Below are 21926 nucleotides of genomic sequence, written 5' to 3' on the forward strand. Positions count from 1 at the left end.
CGGCTTCGAGCTCAAGGGGCAACTGAGAGGGAACTGACGTGTTTTCGATGGACCTGCTGCTCGGGGCCGTGCTGCTCGGGGTGCTGCTCGGCTGCTTCTATGCAGCCGTCAGCGTCGGGCTGTCGGTCTCGTTCGGGCTGCTCGATGTGCCCCACGTCGCTCACCCGGCCTTCCTGGTGTTGGCGTCCTACGGCGTCTATCAGCTCAACGAAAGCTACGACATCGATCCGCTGCTGGCGGGGCTCGCAATCACGCCGCTGTTCTTCCTGTTCGGCCTGATCGCCTACCGCATCTATTACGAGACCTTCGAGCGGCGTGGCAGCGATGCCGCCGTCCGCGGCATCGCATTCTTCTTCGGCATCGCCTTCATCATCGAAGTGCTGATCATCCTGCAGTTCGGCGTCGACCAGCGCTCGGTCAGCGCAACCTATATCGGCAAATCCTGGCGCTTCGGCGAGTTCCGGATACCGATCCGGCAACTGGTCGCGTTCGCGGTGGCGCTGACGCTGACCGCACTGCTGGCGATCTATCTGTCGAAGACCTTCATGGGCCGCGCGATCCGCGCCGTCGCGCAGGACGAGGAGGCGCTGCGGCTGATGGGCGCCAATCCGGTCCGCATCAAGCAGTTTGCATTCGGCATCGCCACCGCGGTGCTCGGCATTGCCGGCGCACTCCTCATCATCGTGGCGCCGGTCGAGCCGACGCTCGACCGCGCCTATATCGGTCGCACCTTCTGCGTCGTCGTCATGGCCGGGCTCGGCAGCATCAGCGGCACGCTGATCGCTGCCATCATCCTCGGCGTCGCCGAATCGATCGTGCTCACCATGTTCGGCGCCTCCTGGGCGCCGGCGATCTCGTTCGCGATGCTGCTCGCCGTGCTCGCTGTCCGCCCGCAAGGTCTGCTCGGCCGATGAAAAAGTCCCGCCACAGCATCGCATTCTGGGCCGGCGTCGCCGTCTTTCTCGTCGCCGTGCTGGCGATGACGCAGCTCGTCCGCAACGAATATCCGTTCTTTGCCGGCTACGTCATCCTGCAGTTCATCGCGCTGGCGGTCGCCTGGAGCATCCTCGGCGGCTATGCCGGCTACGTCAATTTCGGCACCAACGCCTTTTTCGGCGTCGGCGTCTACACGGCAGTCGCCCTGGTCAAGGCGACCGGCGCGCCGCTGGTGGTGCAGATCGTGGCCGCCGCAGCCGTCGGCATGACGCTCGGTTTCGGTGTCGGCCTCTTGACCTTGCGCATGCGCGGCATCTTCTTCTCGATCGCGACGATTGCGCTTGCCATCATCATCGAGACCGTCGTGATGAACTGGCGCTTCGTCGGCGGCGCGGCCGGCATCCAGATCCAGCGGCCGCCGGTGATGGCGCCGTTCGACAGCTATGTAAAGATGCTGTTCTTCGTGCAGGCGGTTCTGGCGGTGACGGCCGTTGCGATCGCGCGCTACATCCAGAATTCGAAGATCGGCCGCGGCCTGCAGGCGCTGCGCGACGACGAGCTTGCCGCCGAATGCACGGGCGTGCCGACGCTCAAGCTGAAGCTCGTCGCCTGCATGATCTCGGGCGGCTTGATTTCTGCCGCCGGCGCGCCGGCCGCGATGTACCTGCAATACGCCGATCCGTCCTCGGCGTTCAATCTGAGCTACTCGGTTTCGGCGCTGGCGATGGCGCTGATCGGCGGCACCGCGCACTGGATCGGCCCGGTGCTCGGGGCCATCCTGCTCGGCTCGACCCAGCAGCTTCTTGCGGTGACCATTTCTTCGGAAGTGAATGTGCTGGTGCTCGGCATCATGCTGGTGCTGTTCGTGGTCGGCGCGCCCAAGGGCATTATCGGGCTGCTCCGGCCGCGCTATCGCCTGCGCGCGGGAGGCAAGCCATGACAGCAGCCGACGCGCCCCTGCTGCAGGTCGGGGCCATCACCAAAACCTTCGGCGGCTTCACCGCGCTCGACAATATCTCCGTCGATATCAGGAAGGGCGAGCGCTTCGGCCTGATCGGACCGAACGGCTCCGGCAAGACGACGCTAATTAACTGCATTTCCGGTGCGCTGCGCCCTAACGTCGGCAGCGTGGTGTTCTGCGGCGAGGATGTGACGCAACTGCCGCCGCATTTGCGGGCACGCCGCGGCATCGCCCGCAGCTTCCAGATTCCGCGCCCCTTCCGGAGCATGACGGTGCTGGAAAATCTCATGGTCGGGCTCGACTTTGCCGGCGTCGGATCGGGCCAACAGGAGGAAGAGGCCGCGATGTCGATCCTGGCGCGGATGGGGCTTGCCGCGAAGGCCGATGCGCCCAGCGACACGCTGAGCCAGGTCGAGCTGCGCAAGATGGAGCTCGCCCGCGCCATGGCGGTGCGGCCCAAGCTTCTGATCTCGGACGAGGCGATGGCTGGGCTGTCCTCTTCCGAGGTCGACGAGGTGCTCGACCTTCTGATCAGCCTCGGCCAAGAAGACATCACCATCATCATGATCGAGCACATCATGCAGGCGGTGATGCGCTTCTCGGAACGGGTCATGTGCCTCGATGCCGGCAAGATCATCGCGCTCGGTGCGCCCAGCGATGTGATGGCCAACAAGCGGGTGCAGGAGGCCTATCTTGGCACTTAGCCTTGCCATCGAGAAGCTCGATGCCGGTTACGGCGCGGTCAAGGCGCTGCGCGGCGTCACGCTGCATGTGGAGGCCGGCGAGACCGTTGCTTTGCTCGGCACCAATGGCAATGGCAAGAGCACGCTGATGAAATGCGTGATGGGCCTGGTGCGACCGGACAGTGGCCGACTCTCGCTCATCATCGACGGCGCGGCGCATGACCTGACAAAACTCTCGCCCGAGGCGATCGTCGATCTCGGCGTCGCCCTGGTGCCGGAGGGACGGCGGCTGTTTCCCAAGCTGACGGTGACGGAAAACCTGATGCTGGGCGCTTTCCGCAAGGCCGCGCGCGCCACGATCGACGGCAACCTCGCGCTCGTCTTCGATACTTTCCCGGTGCTGAAGGAGCGCCGCCACCAGCTCGCCGGCACCATGTCCGGCGGCCAGCAGCAGATGCTGGCGATCGCCCGCGCGCTGATGTCCTCGCCGCGTTTGCTTCTGATTGACGAGCCGTCGGTCGGCCTCTCGCCGCTATTGGTGTCGCAGACCATCGCCAAGATCGGCGAGCTCAAGCAGCGCGTGGGCTTGACTGTGCTGATGGCGGAGCAGAATTTCAACCAGGCGATCCGGATCGCGGACCGCGGCTACATCATCGTCCATGGCGAGATCGCGGTATCGGCGCGATCGGTCGACGAGTTGAAGGCCAACGACATCGTCAAGCGGCTCTATCTCGGCGGTGTCGTCTGACGGTTATGACGGCATCGTGACGTTCTGCCGATTCTTCAACCTCGCTTGCTGCGATCATCTGCCGCATAATCTCGTGGCGTCAATGCAGATGATAAATGGGGCAGGCGATGAAGATCGATGACATCCGGCGAACCGCCTATTCGATGCCGCTGACCAATCCCTCGTTTCCGCGGGGGCCATACCGGTTCTTCAACCGCGAATATTTCATCATCACCTATCGCACCGACCCGGAGGCGCTTGCCGCCGTGGTGCCCGAACCGCTCGAGGTCGCGGATGCCGTCGTCAAATACGAATTCATCCGCATGCCTGATTCAACCGGCTTCGGCGATTACACCGAGACCGGCCAGGTCATCCCGGTTCGTTTCAAGGGCGAGGAGGGCGTCTACGTTCATTCGATGTATCTCGACGATGAGGGGCCGATCGCCGGCGGCCGCGAACTCTGGGGCTTTCCCAAGAAGCTGGCGTCGCCGAAGATCGCCGTCGAGAGCGATGTGCTGGTCGGCACGCTGCATTACGGCTCGGTGCTCTGCGCCTCCGCCACCATGGGCTACAAACATCGCGCGGTCGATCACGACGCGGTGCTGAAGGCGATGAAGGCGCCAAACTTCATGCTCAAGATCATCCCGCATGTCGACGGCAGCCCGCGGATTTGCGAAATGGTGCGCTATTATCTGGAAGACATCAACCTGAAGGAGGCCTGGACCGGCCCCGGGGCGCTCGGCCTGTTCCCGCATGCGCTTTGCGACGTGGCGCGGCTGCCGGCCCGCGAAGTGGTCTCTGCGCTGCATTTCAAAGCCGATCTGACGCTCGGTCTAGGAACGGTCGCGTTCGATTACATGGCGCAGTGAAGGGCGCGCGATCAGATCGCGCCCCTGAGCGTGCAGGCGGTCGAGCAGGTCACCACCACGCCGCGTTCGCATGCGATGCAGACCGCGACGCACTGTTTCTTGTCCTTGGGATTGTACGGGGTGTAGAGCTTGCGCGCGCAATTGTCGATCGAGCCCGTCACCTCGGCATTGCTGCCGTCTTCAGGCGTGCACGCGGCCAGGGCCGTGGCTGCCAGCATGATGGCGATGATGACGCGCATATTGTTCACTCCAACCGGAGCCGTCGCGCGCGGCGACGGCCATGGGCCCTCGCAAATCTATCCTTCAGGATTGCGCGATCGAGTTAATCGAGTGTTACAGGAAATTGGAGTTCCCGTAGGTAGTTCTACGCCGGGGCAGGGCCGGCACGCGATGTGCGCTGCAGCGGAAACCAGTGATGTCACCGGCGCGGCCGTCAGGGCGTCACGTTGCGATTGCGTACCCTAACAGCCTCGGCGTCGACAATGGCGGCCGCACGGCTTGTGCCGCGCTGGCGCGCTCAGCGCACCAGCACGTTCCTGAACTGCCAAGGGTCGGACGTGTCGATGTCTTCCGGGAACAGGCCGGGGCGGTCGGTCAGTGGCGTCCAGTCGGTGTAGTAGCCTTTCACCGGGCCGAGATATGGCAACTGGATTTCCAGCAGGCGATCGAAATCCATTTCGTCGGCTTCGACGATGCCTTCGTTCGGATTTTCCAGCGCCCACACCATGCCGCCGAGCACGGCGGAGGTCACCTGCAGGCCGGTGGCGTTCTGATAGGGCGCGAGCTTGCGGGTCTCTTCGATGGAGAGCTGCGAGCCATACCAGTAGGCGTTGTTGTCATGACCGAACAGCAGCACGCCGAGTTCGTCGATGCCGTCGACGATTTCGTTCTCATCGAGGATGTGGTGCTTTTCCTGCATCTTCGCGGCGCGGCCGAACATTTCGTGCAGCGACAGCACGGCATCGTCAGCCGGATGGTAGGCATAGTGGCAGGTCGGCCGGTAGATCGCCGTGCCGGATGCGTCACGCACCGTGAAGTAATCGGCGATCGAGATCGACTCGTTGTGGGTGACGAGGAAGCCATACTGCGCGCCGCGGGTCGGGCACCAGGTGCGCACGCGCGTGTTGGCGCCGGGCTGCATCAGATAGATGGCGGCGCCGCAGCCGGCCTGGTGGGTATGCGCATTCTCAGGCATCCATTTTTCATGGGTGCCCCAGCCGAGTTCGGACGGCTGCACGCCTTCCGACAGGAAACCTTCCACCGACCAGGTGTTGACGAAGACATCAGGCTCTTTCGGCTTCCTGGAGCGCTGGGTGTCGCGTTCGGCGATGTGAATGCCCTTGACGCCGGCCTGCCGCATCAAATCAGCCCATTCGGCCTTGGTCTTCGGCTTGGGGGCGTTGAGCTTCAGATCGGCGGCGACATTGAGCAGCGCCTGCTTGACGAAAAAGGAGACCATGCCGGGATTGGCGCCACAGCAGGAGACGGCCGTCGTCGAGCCGGCGGGGCGCGCCTTCTTGGCGGCCAGCGTCACTTCGCGAAGCGCGTAGTTGGAGCGCGCTTCCGGGCCCTTCGATTTATCGAAATAGAAGCCGAGCCAGGGCTCGTTGACAGTGTCGATATAGAGAGCGCCAAGTTCGTTGCAGAGCTCCATGATGTCGGTGGAGCCGGTATCGACCGAGAGATTGACGCAAAAACCCTGGCCGCCGCCTTTGGTAAGCAGCGGGGTCAACACCTCGCGATAATTGTCCCTGGTCAGGCCCTTCTGGATGAACCTGACATTGTGCTTTTCGCAAAGGGCCTTGCGGCCCTCGTCCTTGGGATCGAGCACGGTGATGCGCGACTTGTCGTAGTCGAGATGCCGCTCGATCAGCGGCAGTGTGCCTTTGCCGATGGAGCCGAAGCCGACCATGACGATGGGGCCGGTAATCTTGGCGTAGATCTGCGAGGCGGGGCTCATGCGGGTCTCCAGAAAGATGGCAGGATGGTGGGCAGCGCTTGCGAAAATCAATCGGAACGCAGGCGGGCGGTGACTTCGATCTCGACCTTCATCTCGGGCCGATAGAGCCCGGCGACGATCAGGAGCGTGGCGGCCGGCCTGATCTGGCCGAGCACCTCGCCGCAGACCGCGAACAGGGCGTCGGCGTCGTTGGGATCGGTGATGTAGTAGGTCGCGCGGACGATGTCGGTCATGGCAAAGCCGCCTTCCCTCAGCGCGGCCTCGATCGTCCTAAAGCAGTTGCGTGCCTGGCTCGTGACATCGCCCGGCATCGTCATGGTCGTGTAGTCGTAACCGGTGGTCCCGGATACGAAGGCCATGTCGCGGTCAATAACGGCGCGGCTGTAGCCGGCGGCCTTTTCGAATGGCGAGCCGGTGGAGACGAGATGTCGGGACATCAGGACCTCGGGTTTCAGGGAGCTGGCTGGTTTTGGCGGGGTTTAAGGGGTTTTTCCCGGTGCGCGCAACCCCTCGCGACACCGGTCGAATGGCCCCAAGTCGCGTCCTAGGCCGGCGGCGCCGCGCCACCACAGCGGCGCGCCAGAGTGTCCCTGACGACCATGACCGAGATCATGATCAGCAGGGCCACGGTGATGGCGCCGCGCCAGCGCGGGCGCGTGGCAAGGTTCTCCGGCATGGCCCTTAGGCCACGCTCGGCACGAGCAACGCCTTCGCCTTCCGGGTTCGGACTGCCCGCATTTTCGGCAGCTTCTTTCCGGTCGCGACAATCATGCCCCAGGCGCCACCCAACGTGCCCTCGGTGAGTTCGAGGCCGAGCAGCCGATCGCGCTCGAACGCGCCCGGCAGCGATAGCTGGCCGGTCTTCGCGGCCGAGAAGCCGAAGCGGGCGTAATAGGGCGCATCGCCGAGCAGGATGACCGCGCGATGGCCCCGCGCCTTCGCCGCCGCGAGCGCGTGGGCCATCAGCGCGGCCCCGGCCCCGAACTGGCGGGAGGGAGCCTCAACCGCCAGCGGGCCAAGCATGAGCGCCGGGACGCCCCCGGCGCTGACGTGCCACAACCGCAATGTACCCACCAGCCGTCCATCCGCCACGGCCGAGAAGGCGAGGCCTTCGGCGGGCGCGCGTCCGTCGCGCAGGCGCTGGCAGGTGCGCATATGGCGGTTGTCGCCAAAGCAGGCATCCAGCAGCGCCTCGCGCGCCGCGACGTCCGAGGCGCGCTCAGCACGGATCACGAACCGGGCGGCGTCGGCGACGAGGGGATTGGTGGTCTTCAAAGCAGTCATGGCACGTCAGTCCCCGCTCGCAACGGCAAGGCTGCCGCGCAAAGCGTTGTCAAAATTCGCTAATGACGGGGAGGGAGCCGGCGCACCGGCTCCCGTTATTTAAGGCCTCAAACGAGGCCCCTTTAGATGTGGTAGGTCCGCAGCGGCGGGATGCCGTTGAACGCCACCGACGAGTAGGTCGACGTATAGGCCCCGGTGCCTTCGATCAGCAGCTTGTCGCCGATCTCGAGCGTCACCGGGAGCGGATACGGTAGCTTCTCGTACAGCACGTCGGCGCTGTCGCAGGTCGGCCCCGCGAGCACGCACGGCGTCATCTCCGCACCGTCATGCGGCGTGCGGATGGCGTAACGGATCGACTCGTCCATCGTCTCGGCGAGACCGCCGAACTTGCCGATGTCGAGATACACCCAGCGCACCTCGTCCTCGTCGCTCTTCCTGGAGATCAGGACGACTTCGGTCTCGATGATGCCCGCATTTCCGACCATGCCGCGGCCCGGCTCGATGATCGTCTCCGGGATCTGGTTGCCGAAATGCTTGCGCAGCGCACGGAATATCGACCGGCCGTACTGCACGACCGGGGGAACGTCCTTGAGGTACCGGGTCGGGAAGCCGCCGCCCATGTTGACCATGGACAGGCTGATCCCGCGCTCGGCGCAGTCGCGGAACACCGTCGAGGCCATCGCCAGCGCGCGGTCCCACGCCTTCACCTTGCGCTGCTGCGAGCCGACATGGAACGAGATGCCGACCGGCTCCAGGCCCAGACGCTTGGCGAGGTCGAGCACCTCGACCGCCATCTCCGGGTCGCAGCCGAACTTGCGCGACAGCGGCCACTCGGCGCCGGCGCAGTCATAGAGGATGCGGCAGAACACCTTGGCGCCGGGGGCGGCGCGGGCGATCTTCTCGACCTCGGCGGCGCAGTCGACCGCGAACAGGCGAATGCCGAGCGCGAAGGCGCGCGCGATGTCGCGCTCCTTCTTGATCGTATTGCCAAAGGAGATGCGGTCCGGCGTCGCACCCGCGGCCAGCGCCATCTCGATCTCGGCGACGGTCGCGGTGTCGAAGCAGGAGCCCATCGAAGCCAAAAGCTGCAGCACTTCGGGCGCCGGGTTCGCCTTCACGGCGTAGAACACGCGGCTGTCCGGCAGTGCCTTGGCAAAGGTCTGGTAGTTGTCGCGCACGACTTCGAGGTCGACGACGAGGCACGGCTCGGTGTCGAGGCCCTCGCTGCGGCGGTTGCGCAGGAATTCCTGAATACGTTCGGTCATAGCACCCTCCAAACGGCCTTTGCGACAAGGACCCGTTCAAATGTGATCTCGGACATGAGTGCTTCGGCGCTGTCGCACGATGGAGACGCGACGAGGCCGAGAACTCAGAACCGAATTGTGCTGCCGTGGATTGGTTGGGAATTTCCCGCCCGCACACCTGGCAATGAAGGACAAGCCTTTTCAGTAGCCCGCGCCGACGTTGGAATGCCGGTAGAGACCAAAAAAGCCCGATCCGTCGTTGCTTTAAGTCGCGTCCCCCGTTGAGAGCGGGGTGCGCCGGTTCGCCTCCGGCTGCCAGTCACGGTTGCAAAGGATGAAGGGACCTTCAACGGCATCTCTTGAGAGAGATGCTGGCCGCTTCCTCAGCGACCCTCGGTTCTTCATCCCTTGGCGGCTGTCCGGCCTCTTGTCCGGATACCTACCGACTGACACACGACCACAGGCACGTGCGAAATTGGGCAAGTTGGGAAATAAGTGTTTTGAATCGGCTTCGCAAGAATTTTTTTAGGCTGGGGACAAATTTCCCGACGCGTGCTTACGAAAGCGTTCGCACCGCGCACCGCCGATGAACAAACATGAATGGACGTTAAGATTTCTCGACAGGCGCTGAGCGCTTCAGCGCCTAGCCCGCAAGCGATTCTCGCGCGCGTCAGCCGCGCCGGAAGAACGGTTCGACGCGCTGGGCGTTGCGGATGAACGCCACCATGATCAGCACGCCGATGCCGAACAGCACGGCCTGCAGGATGTGCGCCGAGGTGTCGTTGAGCCCGAACAGTATCGCCAGCGCCCAGCCGCCGGCGAACGCTGCGCCGAACACTTCTGCGCCGATCAGGATCGCCGCCGAGATGACGGTGACGACGCTCGGCCAATAGATCGCGGAGGAGGGCTTCGAAGCGGGCTGTGGGTTCATGAAAAAGGTCCTGTTCCGGGGGCGCAATCTCTCCGAAAAGCCCCCATCTATCAAGCGCAAAAGGCCCAAAAATGCCGCATCGCGTGCTATAGATTGCCGCATCAATTTTGGGCCAAAACGGGATCTGTGGATGTCAGAAATACTGCAAACGGCCGAGCTGTCGGAAGCCCGGGAAAACCCGCTTCTGAGGCCGTGGGAAACGCCGTTCGAGACGCCGCCTTTCGCCGAGATCGAGCCGGAGCACTTCCTGCCGGCCTTCGAGCAGGCCTTTGCCGATCACGCCGCCGAGATCGCGGCGATCACCCATGATCCTTCGGCGCCGGACTTCGCCAACACCATCACGGCGCTGGAGCGTTCGGGCAAGCTGCTCTCCAAGGTCGCGGCCGTGTTCTACGACCTCGTCTCGGCGCACTCCAATCCGGCCATTCTGGAGATCGACAAGGAAGTCTCCTTGCGGATGGCGCGGCATTGGAACCCGATCATGATGAACGCGGTACTGTTCGGCCGCATTGCTCTGCTGCACGAAAACCGCGCCGCGCTCGACCTCACGGGCGAGCAGAAGCGCCTGTTGGAGCGCACCTACACCAACTTCCACCGCGCCGGGGCGGGCCTCGACGAGGCCGCCAAGAAACGCCGCGCCGAGATCAACGAGCGCCTGGCGCAGCTTGGCACCTCCTTCAGCCACCACCTGCTCGGCGACGAGCAGGAGTGGTTCATGGAGATCGGCGAGGACGACCGCGCCGGCCTTCCGGACGCCTTCATCGCCGCGGCCAAGGCGGCCGCTGAAGAACGCGGCATGGCCGGCAAGGCGATCGTGACGCTGTCGCGCTCCTCGGTCGAGCCGTTCCTGAAGAGCTCGTCCCGCCGCGACCTGCGCGAGAAGGTCTACAAGGCCTTCACCGCCCGCGGTGACAATGGCAATGCCAACGACAACAACGCCACCATCGTGGAGATCCTGGCCTTGCGCGAGGAGGCCGCGAAGATCATGGGCTTCCCGACCTATGCGGCCTACCGCCTGGAGGACTCCATGGCCAAGACGCCGGAGGCCGTGCGCGGCCTGCTGGAGCGGGTCTGGAAGCCGGCCCGTGAGCGGGCGCTGGCCGATCGCGACGCGCTGCAGGAATTGATCGCGGAGGAGGGCGGCAATTTCGATCTCGCGCCGTGGGACTGGCGCTACTACGCCGAAAAGCTGCGGCAGCGGAAAGCCGATTTCGACGACGCCGCCATCAAACCTTACCTGGTGCTCGACCACATGATCGGGGCCGCCTTCGACTGCGCCACCCGCTTGTTCGGGGTCACTTTCGAAGAGCGCAAGGATATCCCGGTCTGGCATCCGGATGTCCGGGTCTGGGAGGTCAAGAACGCCGACGGCAGCCACAAGGCGCTGTTCTACGGCGACTACTTCGCCCGGCCCTCAAAACGCTCCGGCGCCTGGATGACCTCGCTGCGCGACCAGCAGAAGCTCGACGGCGAGATCGCCCCGCTCGTCATCAATGTCTGCAACTTCTCCAAGGGCGCCGATGGCCAACCCTCGCTGCTGTCGCCCGACGACGCCCGCACCCTGTTCCACGAGTTCGGCCACGGCCTGCACGGCATGCTCTCCAACGTCACCTATCCCTCGCTGTCGGGCACCTCCGTGTTCACCGACTTCGTCGAGCTGCCCTCGCAGCTCTACGAGCACTGGCAGGAGCAGCCGCAGGTGCTGCGGCAATTCGCAAAACACTACCAGACCGGCGAGCCGCTGCCGGACGACCTGCTGCAGCGCTTCCTCGCCGCCCGCAAGTTCAACCAGGGCTTTGCCACCGTCGAGTTCGTCTCCTCGGCGCTGATCGATCTCGAATTCCACACCCAGCCGGCTGCGGCGAGCCGCGATGTCGCGGCGTTCGAGAAGGCGGAGCTGGAGAAGATCGGTATGCCCGCGGAGATCGCGCTGCGGCACCGGCCCACCCAGTTTGGCCACATCTTCTCCGGCGACCACTACGCCGCCGGCTATTACAGCTACATGTGGTCGGAGGTGATGGATGCCGACGCGTTCGGCGCCTTCGAGGAAGCTGGCGACATCTTCGACCCGGCGGTGGCAAAGCGCCTGCACGACGACATCTACTCGTCGGGCGGCTCGCGCGACCCCGAGGACGCCTATGTCGCCTTCCGTGGCCGCGAGCCGGAGGCCGACGCGCTGCTGCGTCGGCGCGGCCTGCTCGAAACAACGCCGGCGGCCTGAGATGCGCGCAGCCTCCGCTGTCGTCCCCGCGAAGGCGGGGACCCATAACCCCCGGTGTTCGTTGTGAAGGGAAGGCCGTTGCCACACTGCCAAAAAGATTGGGCACGGCGTATGGGTCCCCGCGTTCGCGGGGACGACATGGTGCGCGTGCTGTTCGGATTGTTGGGCTTGATCGTCGCGTGGTCGGCCTGCGTATCGTCCGCTAACGCACACCCGCATGTCTGGATCACCGCCAGGAGCGAGGTGGTCTACGGGCCCGACGGCGCGATGACGGGGGTGCGTCACGCCTGGACCTTCGACGACATGTTCACGACCTACGCGCTGCAGGGGCTCGCGAGCAAGACCAAGGGCGTCTACACCCGCGAGGAGTTGGCGCCGCTGGCGCAGACCAACGTCGAGTCGCTGAAGGAGTTCAATTTCTTCACCTTCGCCAAGGCCGACGGCAAGAAGGCGAAGTTCAACGAGCCGACCGACTATTACCTCGAATACAAGGACAGCACGCTGACCCTGCATTTCGTGCTGCCGCTGAAAGCGCCGGTGGCGTCCAAGCAGCTGGCGCTGGAAGTGTTCGATCCCTCCTACTTCATCGACTTCAAGTTCGAGGACAAGGACCCGATCAAGCTGGTCGGCGCGCCCGCCGCCTGCCAGATGGAGTTTCAGCGGCCCAATGATGGGACCGAGAACGCCCAGCGGCTCAATGAAAACAATTTCATGAGCGGCGATAATTCCAACTATGGCGCGATGTTCGCCAACAAGATCACGGTGAACTGCCCGTGAGGTTGATACCTGCAGGTCTTGCGCGAGGTATCGCCATTACGGCCGCGGCGTTCGCGGCCGTCATCGTTTTCGACGCCGCCTGGCACGCCGTGCTGGCGCAGAACCCGTTCGGCGGTCCGCGCCCGCCGGCCGAGCCGCAGGTCGGGGGCGTCATCGGCTGGATCCTCGCCAAGCAGTCCGAATTCTACCGCGAGATGTCCGGAACCATCCGCGCTGCGAAATCCGACGGCAGCGCGGTCTGGACGCTGCTTGGGATCTCATTTGCGTATGGCATCTTTCACGCCGCCGGTCCCGGCCATGGCAAGGCGGTGATCTCGTCCTATCTGGTCGCCAACGAGGAAACCGCGCGGCGCGGTATCGTGCTGTCGTTCGCCTCGGCGTTCCTGCAGGCGCTGGTGGCGGTCGCGATCGTCGCGGTGTTCGCCTGGCTGCTTTCCTCCACCGCGAAAACGATGTGCTCGGCCGAGAAGGCGATCGAAATCGTCAGCTACGCTCTGATCGCGGCATTCGGTGCCCGGCTGGTCTGGACTAAGGGCGCGGGTTTTATGCGCGCGCTGCAGGCGAAGCCCGCGGTGGTGACTGCGCATCAGCATGATCATGGCCACGATCATGACCATGAACATGATCATGGCCATCACCACCGTGATCATCACCATGGCGATGCCCATTCTCACGGCCACGGCCATTCGCACGGGCATGATCACGGGCATGACGAACATTGCGGCCATTCCCACGGGCCGAAACCGGACCAACTCGCCGGCCCCGGCGGCTGGCGCCGCGGACTTGGGACGATCTTTGCCGTGGGTTTGCGGCCCTGCTCGGGCGCGATCCTGGTGCTGGTGTTCTCGTTGGCGCAGGGCCTGTTCTGGGCCGGCATCGCCGCCACCTTCCTGATGGGCCTCGGCACCGCGATCACCGTCGCCACCATCGCCATCATCGCCGTCTCGGCAAAGGGCCTCGCCAAGCGCCTCAGCGCCGGCCGCGAGGGCAGCGGTGCGCTCATCATGCGCGGCATCGAGTTCGGCGCCGCCGGCCTCGTGCTGCTATTCGGCCTCGGTCTTCTCTTCGGCTATCTCGCCGCCGAACGGGCGACTTGTTTGTAGAAGGGACGGTAGTCCGGATGAGCCAACGGGTCGCGCGAATGCGCGCCAGGCTCCGCGATATCCGGGGCGCCCATCCCGCATATCGCGGCGCTCATGCGGGCTACGCATTCCGGCTTTGATGCGCTATGCAGTCAGCGAACGCCGTAACGCCGAGTATCCCATGTCACGCGAGCAATTCTGGTTCTTCCACCCGTTCCGGGTACGCTATTCCGAGATCGACGGCCAGGGCGTGGTCTTCAACGCGCATTATCTGACTTATTTCGACACCGCCATCACCGAATATTTTCGCGCGCTCGGCTACGATCAATATGCCGACGCCAGGCAATCCGGCGTCGATTTCCATGTCGTCAGATCCGTCATCGAATACAAGGCGCCGGTCCGCTTCGACTGGGAGCTCGACGTCGGCGCACGCGTCGCGCGGATCGGCAATTCGAGCATGACGTTCGAGCTCGCGATTTTTCTGAAGGGCGGCAACGAGGCGCTGGTGACCGGCGAGATCGTCTGGGTCAACACCGACCAGAAGACCCATCGCCCGGTGCCGATCCCGAAAGCGACCCGCGACCTGATCGCGACGCGGGAGCAGCATCTAGCGGGGTGAGATTTCGTGCTTTGTATTTTTCCGCTGGGAGCCCGAAGCCATGTTCCGCTGTCGTCACCCAGTATTCCAGAGACGTCAATGGTCGAAGCGAGAAGCCGCGTCGTACTGGATCCTCCGCCTGCGCGGAGGATGACAGTAGTGCGTGCGGTACGAGCTCAGCGTCATTGCCTGCACTAATGGTGCAAGGAACAACACGTCCCGCCCAACAATCCCTACGCCGGCAGATACCCCTTGATCGCCGGCATGAAGAAGATCGCGATGTTGATCGCAAATCCCAGGCTCCAGAGGATCGAGCGCAGGGTCGGGCGGTCGCCGAGATAGGTGAAGACATAGGCGATCCGCACGATCACGAAGAGAGTGGCGAGCTCGTCGATCAGGTGCTGCGGGCTCTGCCGAAACTCCGCCAGCAGCACGGCAGCCGCAAAGAACGGAAACGCCTCGATGCCGTTCTGGTGCGCGCCGAGCGCGCGGCCGCGGATCGGATCGGCATAGAAGGCGCTATCGCGGGGCCTCGAATTGTCGAACCGGCGCCAGGCCGCCCATTTGACCGATGCGATCGTCAAGAGATAAAGCAGCACCGTCCCGAAAACGCACCATTCGGCGATCGTCATGGTTCCTCCCGTGCCCCGGGGGCAATGCTGCGAGCGTAGCGAACCGGCGGTTGCCTTGACAAGGATGGGGCAACGCGCGAAGCCATCGAAATCATGACGACGTTCACTACCTTTGGAAATGCGAAGCCTGCGCAGGCCGCCCAGCCGCGGCGTATCGGCGTGCTGCTGATCAATCTCGGTACGCCCGATACCGCCGACGCTGCCGGCGTGCGGATCTACCTGAAGGAATTCCTGTCCGATCCGCGAGTCATCGAGGATCAGGGGCTGGTCTGGAAGCTGATCCTCAACGGCATCATTTTGCGGCTGCGTCCCGGCCGCAAGGCGCGCGACTACCAGAAGATCTGGAATACCGAAAAGAACGAGTCCCCACTGAAGACGATCACGCGCTCCCAGGCCGAAAAGCTTGGCGACGCGATCGCCGATCACGAACATGTCGTGGTCGATTGGGCAATGCGCTACGGCAATCCTTCGATCCGCGCGCGCATCGATGCGCTGGCGGCGCAAGGCTGCGACCGCTTGCTGGTGGTGCCGCTCTATCCGCAATATTCCGCGGCGACCTCGGCGACAGTCTGCGACGAGGTATTTCGGGTGCTGGCTGATCTGCGCGCGCAGCCGACGCTGCGGGTCACACCACCTTATTACGACGATCCCGATTACATCGAGGCGCTCGCGGTCTCGATCAATGCGCACCTCACGACGTTGCCGTTCCAGCCCGAACTGATCGTGGCGTCGTTTCACGGCATGCCGCAGAAATATGTCGACCAGGGCGATCCCTACCAGACGCAGTGCGTCGCAACGACGGAAGCCCTGCGCAAACGGCTGGGGCTTGATGGCTCCAAACTGCTGCTTACATTTCAATCACGCTTCGGCAACGACGAGTGGCTGCAGCCTTATACGGACAAGACCATCGAAAAACTCGCGAAAGATGGCGTGAAGCGCATTGCCGTCGTCACCCCCGGCTTCGCCGCCGATTGCCTGGAGACGCTGGAAGAAATCGCGCAGGAGAACGCCGAGATATTCCGCCACAATGGCGGCGAGCAGTTTTCCGCGATTCCCTGCCTCAACGACAGCGAGGCTGGCATGGACGTGATCCGCCAGCTGGTTTTGCGCGAGCTTCAGGGCTGGATATAGCGGCTTAAAAAAATGCCGACATGTTGCCGCCGTTCGGGCTTGAGAACATCTGGTGGCCGCCCAACCGTTCCCCAGCTATATACCATAACAGAACAGCCGGCCTGAACCGGCGCCGCGGTGACGCTGACTCATAAGGGAGAGGCAGCGTCCGGCAACGCATCACCTTGCCGCTCTGGAGGACTTTATGACTGGTTTCGATATTTTCGCGATCGCGTTTGTTCTGCTCGTCATCGTCACGCTGTTCGCGGGGGTCAAGACGGTGCCGCAGGGCTATGACTGGACCATCGAGCGGTTCGGCAAATACACCCGCACGCTGGCGCCGGGATTGAACCTCATCATTCCCTATTTCGACCGTGTCGGCCGCAAGATGAACATGATGGAGCAGGTGATCAACATCCCCGAACAGGAGGTGATCACGAAAGACAACGCCACCGTGACGGTGGACGGGGTCGCCTTTTTCCAGGTGTTCGACGCGGCGAAGGCGAGCTACGAGGTCGCCAATCTCGAACAGGCGATCATCGTCCTGACCATGACCAACATCCGTTCGGTGATGGGCTCGATGGACCTCGACCAGGTGCTGTCGCATCGCGATGAGATCAACGAGCGCCTCTTGCGGGTGGTCGATGCCGCGGTCTCGCCCTGGGGCCTCAAGGTCAATCGCATCGAGATAAAGGACATCGTGCCGCCGGCCGACCTGGTCGAGGCGATGGGACGGCAGATGAAGGCCGAGCGCGTCAAGCGCGCCGACATCCTGCAGGCCGAGGGCCAGCGCCAGTCGGAAATTTTGCGCGCCGAAGGCGCCAAGCAGGGCCAGATCCTGCAGGCCGAAGGCCGCCGCGAAGCCGCCTTCCGCGACGCCGAGGCGCGCGAACGGCTCGCCGAAGCCGAAGCCAAGGCGACGCAGATGGTCTCCGAATCCATCGCCAAGGGCGACATTGCCGCGCTGAACTATTTTATCGCCGACAAATACATCAAGGCGTTCGGGCAGTTCGCGGAATCGCCGAACCAGAAGATCCTGATGATCCCGGTGGAAGCCACCAGCGTGCTGTCCTCGCTCGCCGGCATCGGGGAGATCGCCAAGGCGGCGTTCGGCGAGAGCTCGGCCTCGGCGACAGCAGCCGCGCGGCGGACTGGATCGGTGCCGAGCACGGGTTCGACGCCGCCGCCGATCACGCAGCAGCCGTGAGGTTTGGTTCGGAAGATTACTTTGCTTGATGAGAGGTTCGTGTCATGGCCGACATGTTTTCCACCCTCGGCACCTGGAACTGGCTGATCTTCGGCTTCATCCTGATGGCGCTGGAAGTGCTCGCGCCGGGTGTCTTCATGTTCTGGCTCGGACTCGCGGCGCTATTGGTCGGGCTGGTCTCGTTTGCCATCAACCCATCCTGGCAGACGCAGCTTTTGATGTTCGCCGTGTTTGCTGCCGCCGCTGTGCCGGCGTGGCGGCATTTTGCGCGTAGCGCATCCTCCAGCAGCGCCAGCAATCCATACCTCAACAAGCGGACCGCCGCGCTGATCGGCCGGGAATTCACCCTGGAAAAGCCGATCGTCGATGGCACGGGCACAGTCCGCATCGACGACACGATCTGGCGCGTCGCCGGTCCCGATGCGCCAGCGGGTAGCCGCGTCAGGGTCGTGCAGGCCGACGGCGCCAGCCTGACGGTGGCGGTGGCTTGATTGGCTCCTTCTCCCCGTTCTTCACGAGGAGAGGGTTGGGGTGAGGCGCTCTCTCCACTAGTTCCGAACGACGTGTGACCCGTACCCCCTCACCGCCGCGCAAGCGCGGCGACCTCTCCCCGCAAGCGGGGCGAGGCTGAAGGGATCAACTTCGCCTGCTCCACCGCTCGGCGAAACGATGCAGCGGCTGGAAGCTTTCCATCAGCTCCAGGCCGAGTGGCGTCAGGCGATAGCCGTCACCGGTCAGGAGTTCGACGAGGCCGGCCCCGCGCAGCTCGGAGAGGCGGGCTTGCATCACCGTCGGCGAGGCGTCGTCGCAGGCGGTGCGGAGCGCGCGGGAGGTGAGCGACCGGTCGCGCAGCTCCCAGACGATCCGCAAGGTCCAGCGGCGGCCGAGCAGATCGAGCAGCGCCATAATCGGCCGGCCGGTCCGGGAGCCGCGGACGGCGCGTTTGGTCGCGGTCGGTTTCGGCATGGAAGAACCTCTTGCGTTCCGCTACAAATAATGTAGCGTTGTGCTACATTATTTGTAGCATAGGAGCTGGCCATGTCCCAGAGCTCACAGCGCATCGCCCCGCTCGAGCCGCCTTATGCCCCGGAGATTGCCGCGCACTTCGACCGCATCATGCGCGGTGCGCCGCCGCTGATGCTGTTCCGCGTCATCGCCGGCAGCGCCCGCGCCTGGGAGAAATTCACGGCCGGCAGCCTGCTCGACCGCGGACCGCTCAGCTTGCGCGAGCGCGAGATCGTCATCGACCGCACCTGCGCGCGAACCGGCTGCGAATATGAATGGGGCGTGCATGTCGCAATGTTCGCCGAGGCTGCGCGCCTGACGGAAGAAGAGGTTCGCGCTACCGTGACAGGCGCCGCCGATGCGGCATGCTGGTCACCGGCGGAGCAAGCGTTAATCGCCGCCGTCGATGCGCTGCACGAGCGCGCCACGCTCAGCGACACCGAGTTCGCTGGCCTGTCGGCGCATTATGGCGAGGCGCAGATATTCGAGATCATCCTGCTGTGCGGATTCTATCGCACGGTGTCGTATCTGGCGAATGGATTGGCATTGCCGCTGGAGGAGAAGGCGGTGCGGTTTCCGGCACAGACCTAACCGCGTCATTGCGAGCGAAGCGAAGCAATCGATCTGGCGGCATGACGGATAGGTGGATTGCTTCGTCGCGCTGCTCCTCGCAATGACGGCGGAGAGACCGCCGCTTACGCCACCCCCGCGCGCAAAAAGTCGTGCAGGTGCACGATACCGACCGGCTTGCTGCCGTCGGTGACGATCAGCGTCGTGATCTTCGAGGAGTTGAGGATTTCCAGCGCCTCGCCGGCCAGAACGTCGCGGTCGATCGTCTTCGGATTCTTGGTCATCACCTCGTCGACGGTCGCAGCCATCAGGTCGGGATGATCCATGTGCCGGCGCAAATCGCCGTCGGTGACGATGCCGGCGAGATAGCCACGCGCGTCGACGATGCCGACGCAGCCAAAGCCCTTCGACGTCATCTCGACCAGCGCCTCGGACATTTTGGTGCCAAGCGGTTTCAGCGGCACCGCGTCGCCTGCGTGCATGAGGTCGCGGGTGTATTTCAGCATCGCGCCGAGCTTGCCGCCGGGATGCAGCACGCTGAAATCGGTTTGGGTAAATCCGCGGCCTTCGAGCAGCGCGATCGCCAGTGCGTCGCCGAGCGCCAGCATCATCAGCGAGGAGGTGGTCGGCGCCAAATTGTGCGGGCAGGCCTCGCGCGCCTTCGGCAGCGTCAGCGCGATGTCGGCGGCCTTGGCGAGCGAGGATTCCCGCTCCGCCGTCATCGCGATCACGGCAATCCGGAACCGCGCGGCATAGCTGATCAGATTCTTCATCTCCGGCTGCTCGCCGGACCAGGACAACGCCAAAATAACGTCGTCGGCCGTGATCATGCCGAGGTCGCCGTGGCTCGCCTCGGCGGCATGGACGAAGAACGCTGGCGTGCCGGTCGAGGCGAAGGTCGCGGCGACCTTGCGGCCAATATGGCCGGACTTGCCGAGCCCGGTCACGATTAGCCGTCCCTCGGCGTTCCGGATCAGGTCGGTGGCGGCGGTGAAGGGCGCGCGGAGGCCGGACTGCAGCGCCGCCGTCAGCGCGGCGATGCCGCTGCCCTCGGCGTCGAGTGTGCGCAGGGCCGACGCGACGGCGGAGTCGGCTTGGTCGGTGCCAGATGAGTTTGTCATCAGCGGATGCGGATTGGCCATGTCTGTTCCAGGGAGAAAGGCGCTACGCGCCAAAGCCGTCCATAGCATGGCCGCGTCAGCGATGCGACGCGAGGGGACGCCCTCAACGGCTCATTAACCATAATTGTTTTAACTCCATTAACGACCTGTTCCGCCCAAGCGCGTGGAGCGCGTCGGCTAAGTGACTGTTTTGGTTGGGGTATATTTGTCGTGAGGGTGGGGCCAGCAACGGGCCGAAGAGGGCGCGCGCGCATCCTTGGCGTCGCCTTGCCGTGCCTTGCGCTGATCGCGCTGTCGGGAACCGCGGTGCAGGCACAGACCGTCACGCCTGATTTGTTCAGTTCGCGCCGCACCAGCCAGACCGCGCCGCTGGATTCGCCGCTGCGCCGAACCGCGGCGGAAGTGAACGATCCGCTCACCAGCCCAAAACTCCCCGAGAATGAGCAGCCCGCGCCGCGGCGGACGGGGCCGATCCCGAAATATGGCCTGCCGGCCGCGACCGGTGCCGCCGATACCGGCTACGACTCGCTCAACCGCAAGCGCAAGCAGCCGAAATATTATCCGGCTCAGCCGAGGCCGAAGCCGCCGATCGGGCCGGGCAGCCCGCCACGGCCGGCGATCGCTGCCAATACGCCGCTGCGGCTCTCGATTCCGCCGTCGGAGTCGGCGCACAAGACACCGATCCCGCCGGCGGTGGCGGGCACAATCGTCGGACAGCCGCCGCGCAAGCGCCTTAGGGGCGATGACGATCCGTTCGGCGCGGTCGGCGACTACGCCGGCAGTTTCCTGATCAAGTCAGCAGTCGAAGTCTCCGCAGGCTACGACACCAATCCCGGCCGTCTCGCCGCGGAGCAGGGCAGGCCGGTCTACGTGGTCGCGCCGGAATTTCTGGCGGTCTCCGACTGGGAGCGTCACGCGCTGGTCGCCGACCTCCGCGGCTCCTTCACCGGCTACACCAGCAACCTGACGCCGAACGCCGACGGCACACCGCTATCGGCGCCGCTCGATATCGACCGGCCCAATTTCATCGGCCATGTCGACGGCCGGCTCGACGTCAGCCGCGATACGCGGCTGACCGCGCAGGGCCGGCTGTTCCTCTCGACCGACAATCCGGGCAGCCCGAACGTGCAGTCGGGTCTCGCCAGATATCCGATCTTCACCACGGTAGGCAGCACGATCGGCGTCGACCAGACCTTCAACCGTCTGCAGGTGTCCGCCGGCGCCACCGTCGACCGCACCGACTACACGGATTCAAAGCTCACCGACGGCACCTCGAGCACCAACGACGACCGCAACTTCACCCAGTATGGCGGCGTCGGTCGCGTCAGCTACGATCTGCGACCCGGCCTCAAGCCGTTCGTGGAAATACAGGGCGACAGTCGCGTGCACGACCTCAGGCTCGACCGCAGCGGCTTTGCACGCGATTCCGCGGGCGGCTATGCCAAGGGTGGCACCAGCTTCGAATTCTCGCGGCTATTGACCGGCGAAATCGCCGTCGGCTACGCCATGCGCGACTATGTCGATCCCAGGCTGAACCGCCTGGAAGGTCTGCTCGTCTCGTCCTCACTGGTGTGGACCGCGACGCCGCTGACGACGGCCAAATTCTATTCCGACACCACGATCACCGAGACAACGCTGCCGGGCACGTCGGGCGTGCTGACGCATATCTATACCGTCGAGGTCGACCACGACTTCCGACGCTGGCTGACCGCGATAGGCAAGTTCACCTGGGGGGATCTCGACTACCAGGGCAATCCCAGGCGCGACAAGATCTACACGGTGTCAGGCGAAGCCATCTACAAGCTGAACCGCAACCTCTGGCTCCGCGGCACGCTGGCAAGAGGTTGGCTGGAGTCGAATTTACCGGAGAATAGCACGGCGTCGACGGTGGTGATGCTGGGGGTGAGGGTGCAGAATTGAGCAGCGTGCCCGTCCCACGCTCAATCGTCATGCCCCGCGCATGCGGGGCATCCAGTACGCCGCAGCCTATCCGAATCTCTCAGAAGTC

The 21926-nt window shown here is 64.2% G+C and carries 24 protein-coding genes; 14 read left to right on the forward strand and 10 right to left on the reverse strand.

Annotation, left to right across the window (positions count from 1 at the left end; translation table 11 throughout):
* Positions 1 to 47 precede the first annotated feature (47 nt).
* The 5 genes from RX331_RS05350 to RX331_RS05370 all read left to right on the forward strand — a co-directional run bounded on the left by RX331_RS05350 (position 48) and on the right by RX331_RS05370 (position 4176).
* Positions 48 to 914 carry a branched-chain amino acid ABC transporter permease gene (locus RX331_RS05350; protein WP_317258024.1) on the forward strand — a complete coding sequence of 289 codons (867 nt, stop codon included), beginning with the start codon at positions 48 to 50 and terminating at the stop codon, positions 912 to 914.
* Entirely contained in the window at positions 911 to 1876 is a 966-nt protein-coding gene (locus RX331_RS05355; protein WP_317255586.1) for a branched-chain amino acid ABC transporter permease, read from the forward strand. The genes RX331_RS05350 and RX331_RS05355 overlap by 4 nt, the downstream gene beginning before the upstream one ends.
* Positions 1873 to 2601, forward strand: coding sequence for an ABC transporter ATP-binding protein (locus RX331_RS05360; RefSeq protein WP_317255587.1), 729 nt, complete (start codon positions 1873 to 1875; stop codon positions 2599 to 2601). The genes RX331_RS05355 and RX331_RS05360 overlap by 4 nt, the downstream gene beginning before the upstream one ends.
* Positions 2591 to 3328 carry an ABC transporter ATP-binding protein gene (locus RX331_RS05365; protein WP_317255588.1) on the forward strand — a complete coding sequence of 246 codons (738 nt, stop codon included), beginning with the start codon at positions 2591 to 2593 and terminating at the stop codon, positions 3326 to 3328. The genes RX331_RS05360 and RX331_RS05365 overlap by 11 nt, the downstream gene beginning before the upstream one ends.
* A gap of 107 nt (positions 3329 to 3435) precedes the next feature.
* Positions 3436 to 4176, forward strand: a complete 741-nt coding sequence (locus tag RX331_RS05370) for an acetoacetate decarboxylase (RefSeq protein WP_317255589.1) — start codon at positions 3436 to 3438, stop codon at positions 4174 to 4176.
* Between the two features lie 11 nt (positions 4177 to 4187).
* On the opposite strand, the gene RX331_RS05375 is transcribed toward RX331_RS05370, so the two are convergent.
* The 7 genes from RX331_RS05375 to RX331_RS05405 all read right to left on the reverse strand — a co-directional run bounded on the left by RX331_RS05375 (position 4188) and on the right by RX331_RS05405 (position 9595).
* Positions 4188 to 4415, reverse strand: coding sequence for a hypothetical protein (locus RX331_RS05375; protein ID WP_317255590.1), 228 nt, complete (start codon positions 4413 to 4415; stop codon positions 4188 to 4190).
* A gap of 278 nt (positions 4416 to 4693) precedes the next feature.
* The gene (locus RX331_RS05380; RefSeq protein ID WP_317255591.1) at positions 4694 to 6136 is read right to left on the reverse strand and encodes a homospermidine synthase; all 1443 of its coding nucleotides are present in this window, start codon (positions 6134 to 6136) and stop codon (positions 4694 to 4696) included.
* A 47-nt stretch (positions 6137 to 6183) separates the two neighbouring features.
* Positions 6184 to 6573, reverse strand: coding sequence for a RidA family protein (locus RX331_RS05385; protein ID WP_317255592.1), 390 nt, complete (start codon positions 6571 to 6573; stop codon positions 6184 to 6186).
* Positions 6574 to 6680: 107 nt separating this feature from the next.
* Complete coding sequence (locus RX331_RS05390) at positions 6681 to 6812, reverse strand: hypothetical protein (RefSeq protein ID WP_317255593.1); 132 nt, start codon at positions 6810 to 6812, stop codon at positions 6681 to 6683.
* A gap of 5 nt (positions 6813 to 6817) precedes the next feature.
* Positions 6818 to 7420, reverse strand: coding sequence for an N-acetyltransferase (locus RX331_RS05395; protein WP_317255594.1), 603 nt, complete (start codon positions 7418 to 7420; stop codon positions 6818 to 6820).
* Between the two features lie 122 nt (positions 7421 to 7542).
* Entirely contained in the window at positions 7543 to 8685 is a 1143-nt protein-coding gene (locus RX331_RS05400; protein WP_317255595.1) for a type III PLP-dependent enzyme, read from the reverse strand.
* A 649-nt stretch (positions 8686 to 9334) separates the two neighbouring features.
* Positions 9335 to 9595 carry a hypothetical protein gene (locus tag RX331_RS05405; RefSeq protein WP_317255596.1) on the reverse strand — a complete coding sequence of 87 codons (261 nt, stop codon included), beginning with the start codon at positions 9593 to 9595 and terminating at the stop codon, positions 9335 to 9337.
* Positions 9596 to 9725: 130 nt separating this feature from the next.
* Here RX331_RS05405 and RX331_RS05410 point away from each other — a divergent pair, with 130 nt between their 5' ends.
* The 4 genes from RX331_RS05410 to RX331_RS05425 all read left to right on the forward strand — a co-directional run bounded on the left by RX331_RS05410 (position 9726) and on the right by RX331_RS05425 (position 14294).
* On the forward strand, positions 9726 to 11816 hold the full coding sequence (locus tag RX331_RS05410) for a M3 family metallopeptidase (protein ID WP_317255597.1): 2091 nt from the start codon (positions 9726 to 9728) through the stop codon (positions 11814 to 11816).
* Positions 11817 to 11954: 138 nt separating this feature from the next.
* Complete coding sequence (locus RX331_RS05415; RefSeq protein WP_317258025.1) at positions 11955 to 12593, forward strand: DUF1007 family protein; 639 nt, start codon at positions 11955 to 11957, stop codon at positions 12591 to 12593.
* Complete coding sequence (locus RX331_RS05420) at positions 12584 to 13696, forward strand: nickel/cobalt transporter (protein WP_317258026.1); 1113 nt, start codon at positions 12584 to 12586, stop codon at positions 13694 to 13696. The genes RX331_RS05415 and RX331_RS05420 overlap by 10 nt, the downstream gene beginning before the upstream one ends.
* Before the next feature lie 160 nt (positions 13697 to 13856).
* Positions 13857 to 14294 carry a thioesterase family protein gene (locus RX331_RS05425; RefSeq protein ID WP_317255598.1) on the forward strand — a complete coding sequence of 146 codons (438 nt, stop codon included), beginning with the start codon at positions 13857 to 13859 and terminating at the stop codon, positions 14292 to 14294.
* Between the two features lie 212 nt (positions 14295 to 14506).
* Here RX331_RS05425 and RX331_RS05430 read toward each other — a convergent pair whose 3' ends face one another.
* Positions 14507 to 14905 carry an MAPEG family protein gene (locus RX331_RS05430; RefSeq protein ID WP_317255599.1) on the reverse strand — a complete coding sequence of 133 codons (399 nt, stop codon included), beginning with the start codon at positions 14903 to 14905 and terminating at the stop codon, positions 14507 to 14509.
* A 93-nt stretch (positions 14906 to 14998) separates the two neighbouring features.
* On the opposite strand from RX331_RS05430, the gene hemH reads away from it, so the two are divergent.
* The 3 genes from hemH (at position 14999) to RX331_RS05445 (ending at position 17713) form a co-directional block, all read left to right on the forward strand.
* Positions 14999 to 16036: a ferrochelatase gene (hemH, locus tag RX331_RS05435; RefSeq protein ID WP_317255600.1), complete on the forward strand. Its 1038-nt coding sequence runs from the start codon at positions 14999 to 15001 to the stop codon at positions 16034 to 16036.
* A 184-nt stretch (positions 16037 to 16220) separates the two neighbouring features.
* Positions 16221 to 17222, forward strand: a complete 1002-nt coding sequence (locus RX331_RS05440) for an SPFH domain-containing protein (protein WP_317255601.1) — start codon at positions 16221 to 16223, stop codon at positions 17220 to 17222.
* Between the two features lie 44 nt (positions 17223 to 17266).
* On the forward strand, positions 17267 to 17713 hold the full coding sequence (locus RX331_RS05445; protein ID WP_317255602.1) for an NfeD family protein: 447 nt from the start codon (positions 17267 to 17269) through the stop codon (positions 17711 to 17713).
* Positions 17714 to 17858: 145 nt separating this feature from the next.
* Here the strand turns inward: RX331_RS05445 and RX331_RS05450 are convergent, their stop codons facing one another.
* Complete coding sequence (locus tag RX331_RS05450) at positions 17859 to 18188, reverse strand: helix-turn-helix domain-containing protein (RefSeq protein ID WP_317255603.1); 330 nt, start codon at positions 18186 to 18188, stop codon at positions 17859 to 17861.
* 72 nt (positions 18189 to 18260) lie between these two features.
* Between RX331_RS05450 and RX331_RS05455 the strand changes: the two genes are divergently transcribed.
* Complete coding sequence (locus RX331_RS05455; RefSeq protein WP_317255604.1) at positions 18261 to 18818, forward strand: carboxymuconolactone decarboxylase family protein; 558 nt, start codon at positions 18261 to 18263, stop codon at positions 18816 to 18818.
* Positions 18819 to 18922: 104 nt separating this feature from the next.
* Here RX331_RS05455 and RX331_RS05460 read toward each other — a convergent pair whose 3' ends face one another.
* Positions 18923 to 19939: a KpsF/GutQ family sugar-phosphate isomerase gene (locus tag RX331_RS05460; RefSeq protein ID WP_317255605.1), complete on the reverse strand. Its 1017-nt coding sequence runs from the start codon at positions 19937 to 19939 to the stop codon at positions 18923 to 18925.
* Positions 19940 to 20128: 189 nt separating this feature from the next.
* Here RX331_RS05460 and RX331_RS05465 point away from each other — a divergent pair, with 189 nt between their 5' ends.
* A complete protein-coding gene (locus RX331_RS05465; RefSeq protein WP_410708130.1) occupies positions 20129 to 21838 on the forward strand; it encodes an outer membrane beta-barrel protein in 1710 nt (569 codons plus the stop codon).
* Positions 21839 to 21926 lie beyond the last annotated feature (88 nt).

Origin of the sequence: Bradyrhizobium sp. BWA-3-5 (assembly GCF_032917985.1) — a bacterium.
In the GTDB taxonomy this organism is placed as follows: domain Bacteria; phylum Pseudomonadota; class Alphaproteobacteria; order Rhizobiales; family Xanthobacteraceae; genus Bradyrhizobium.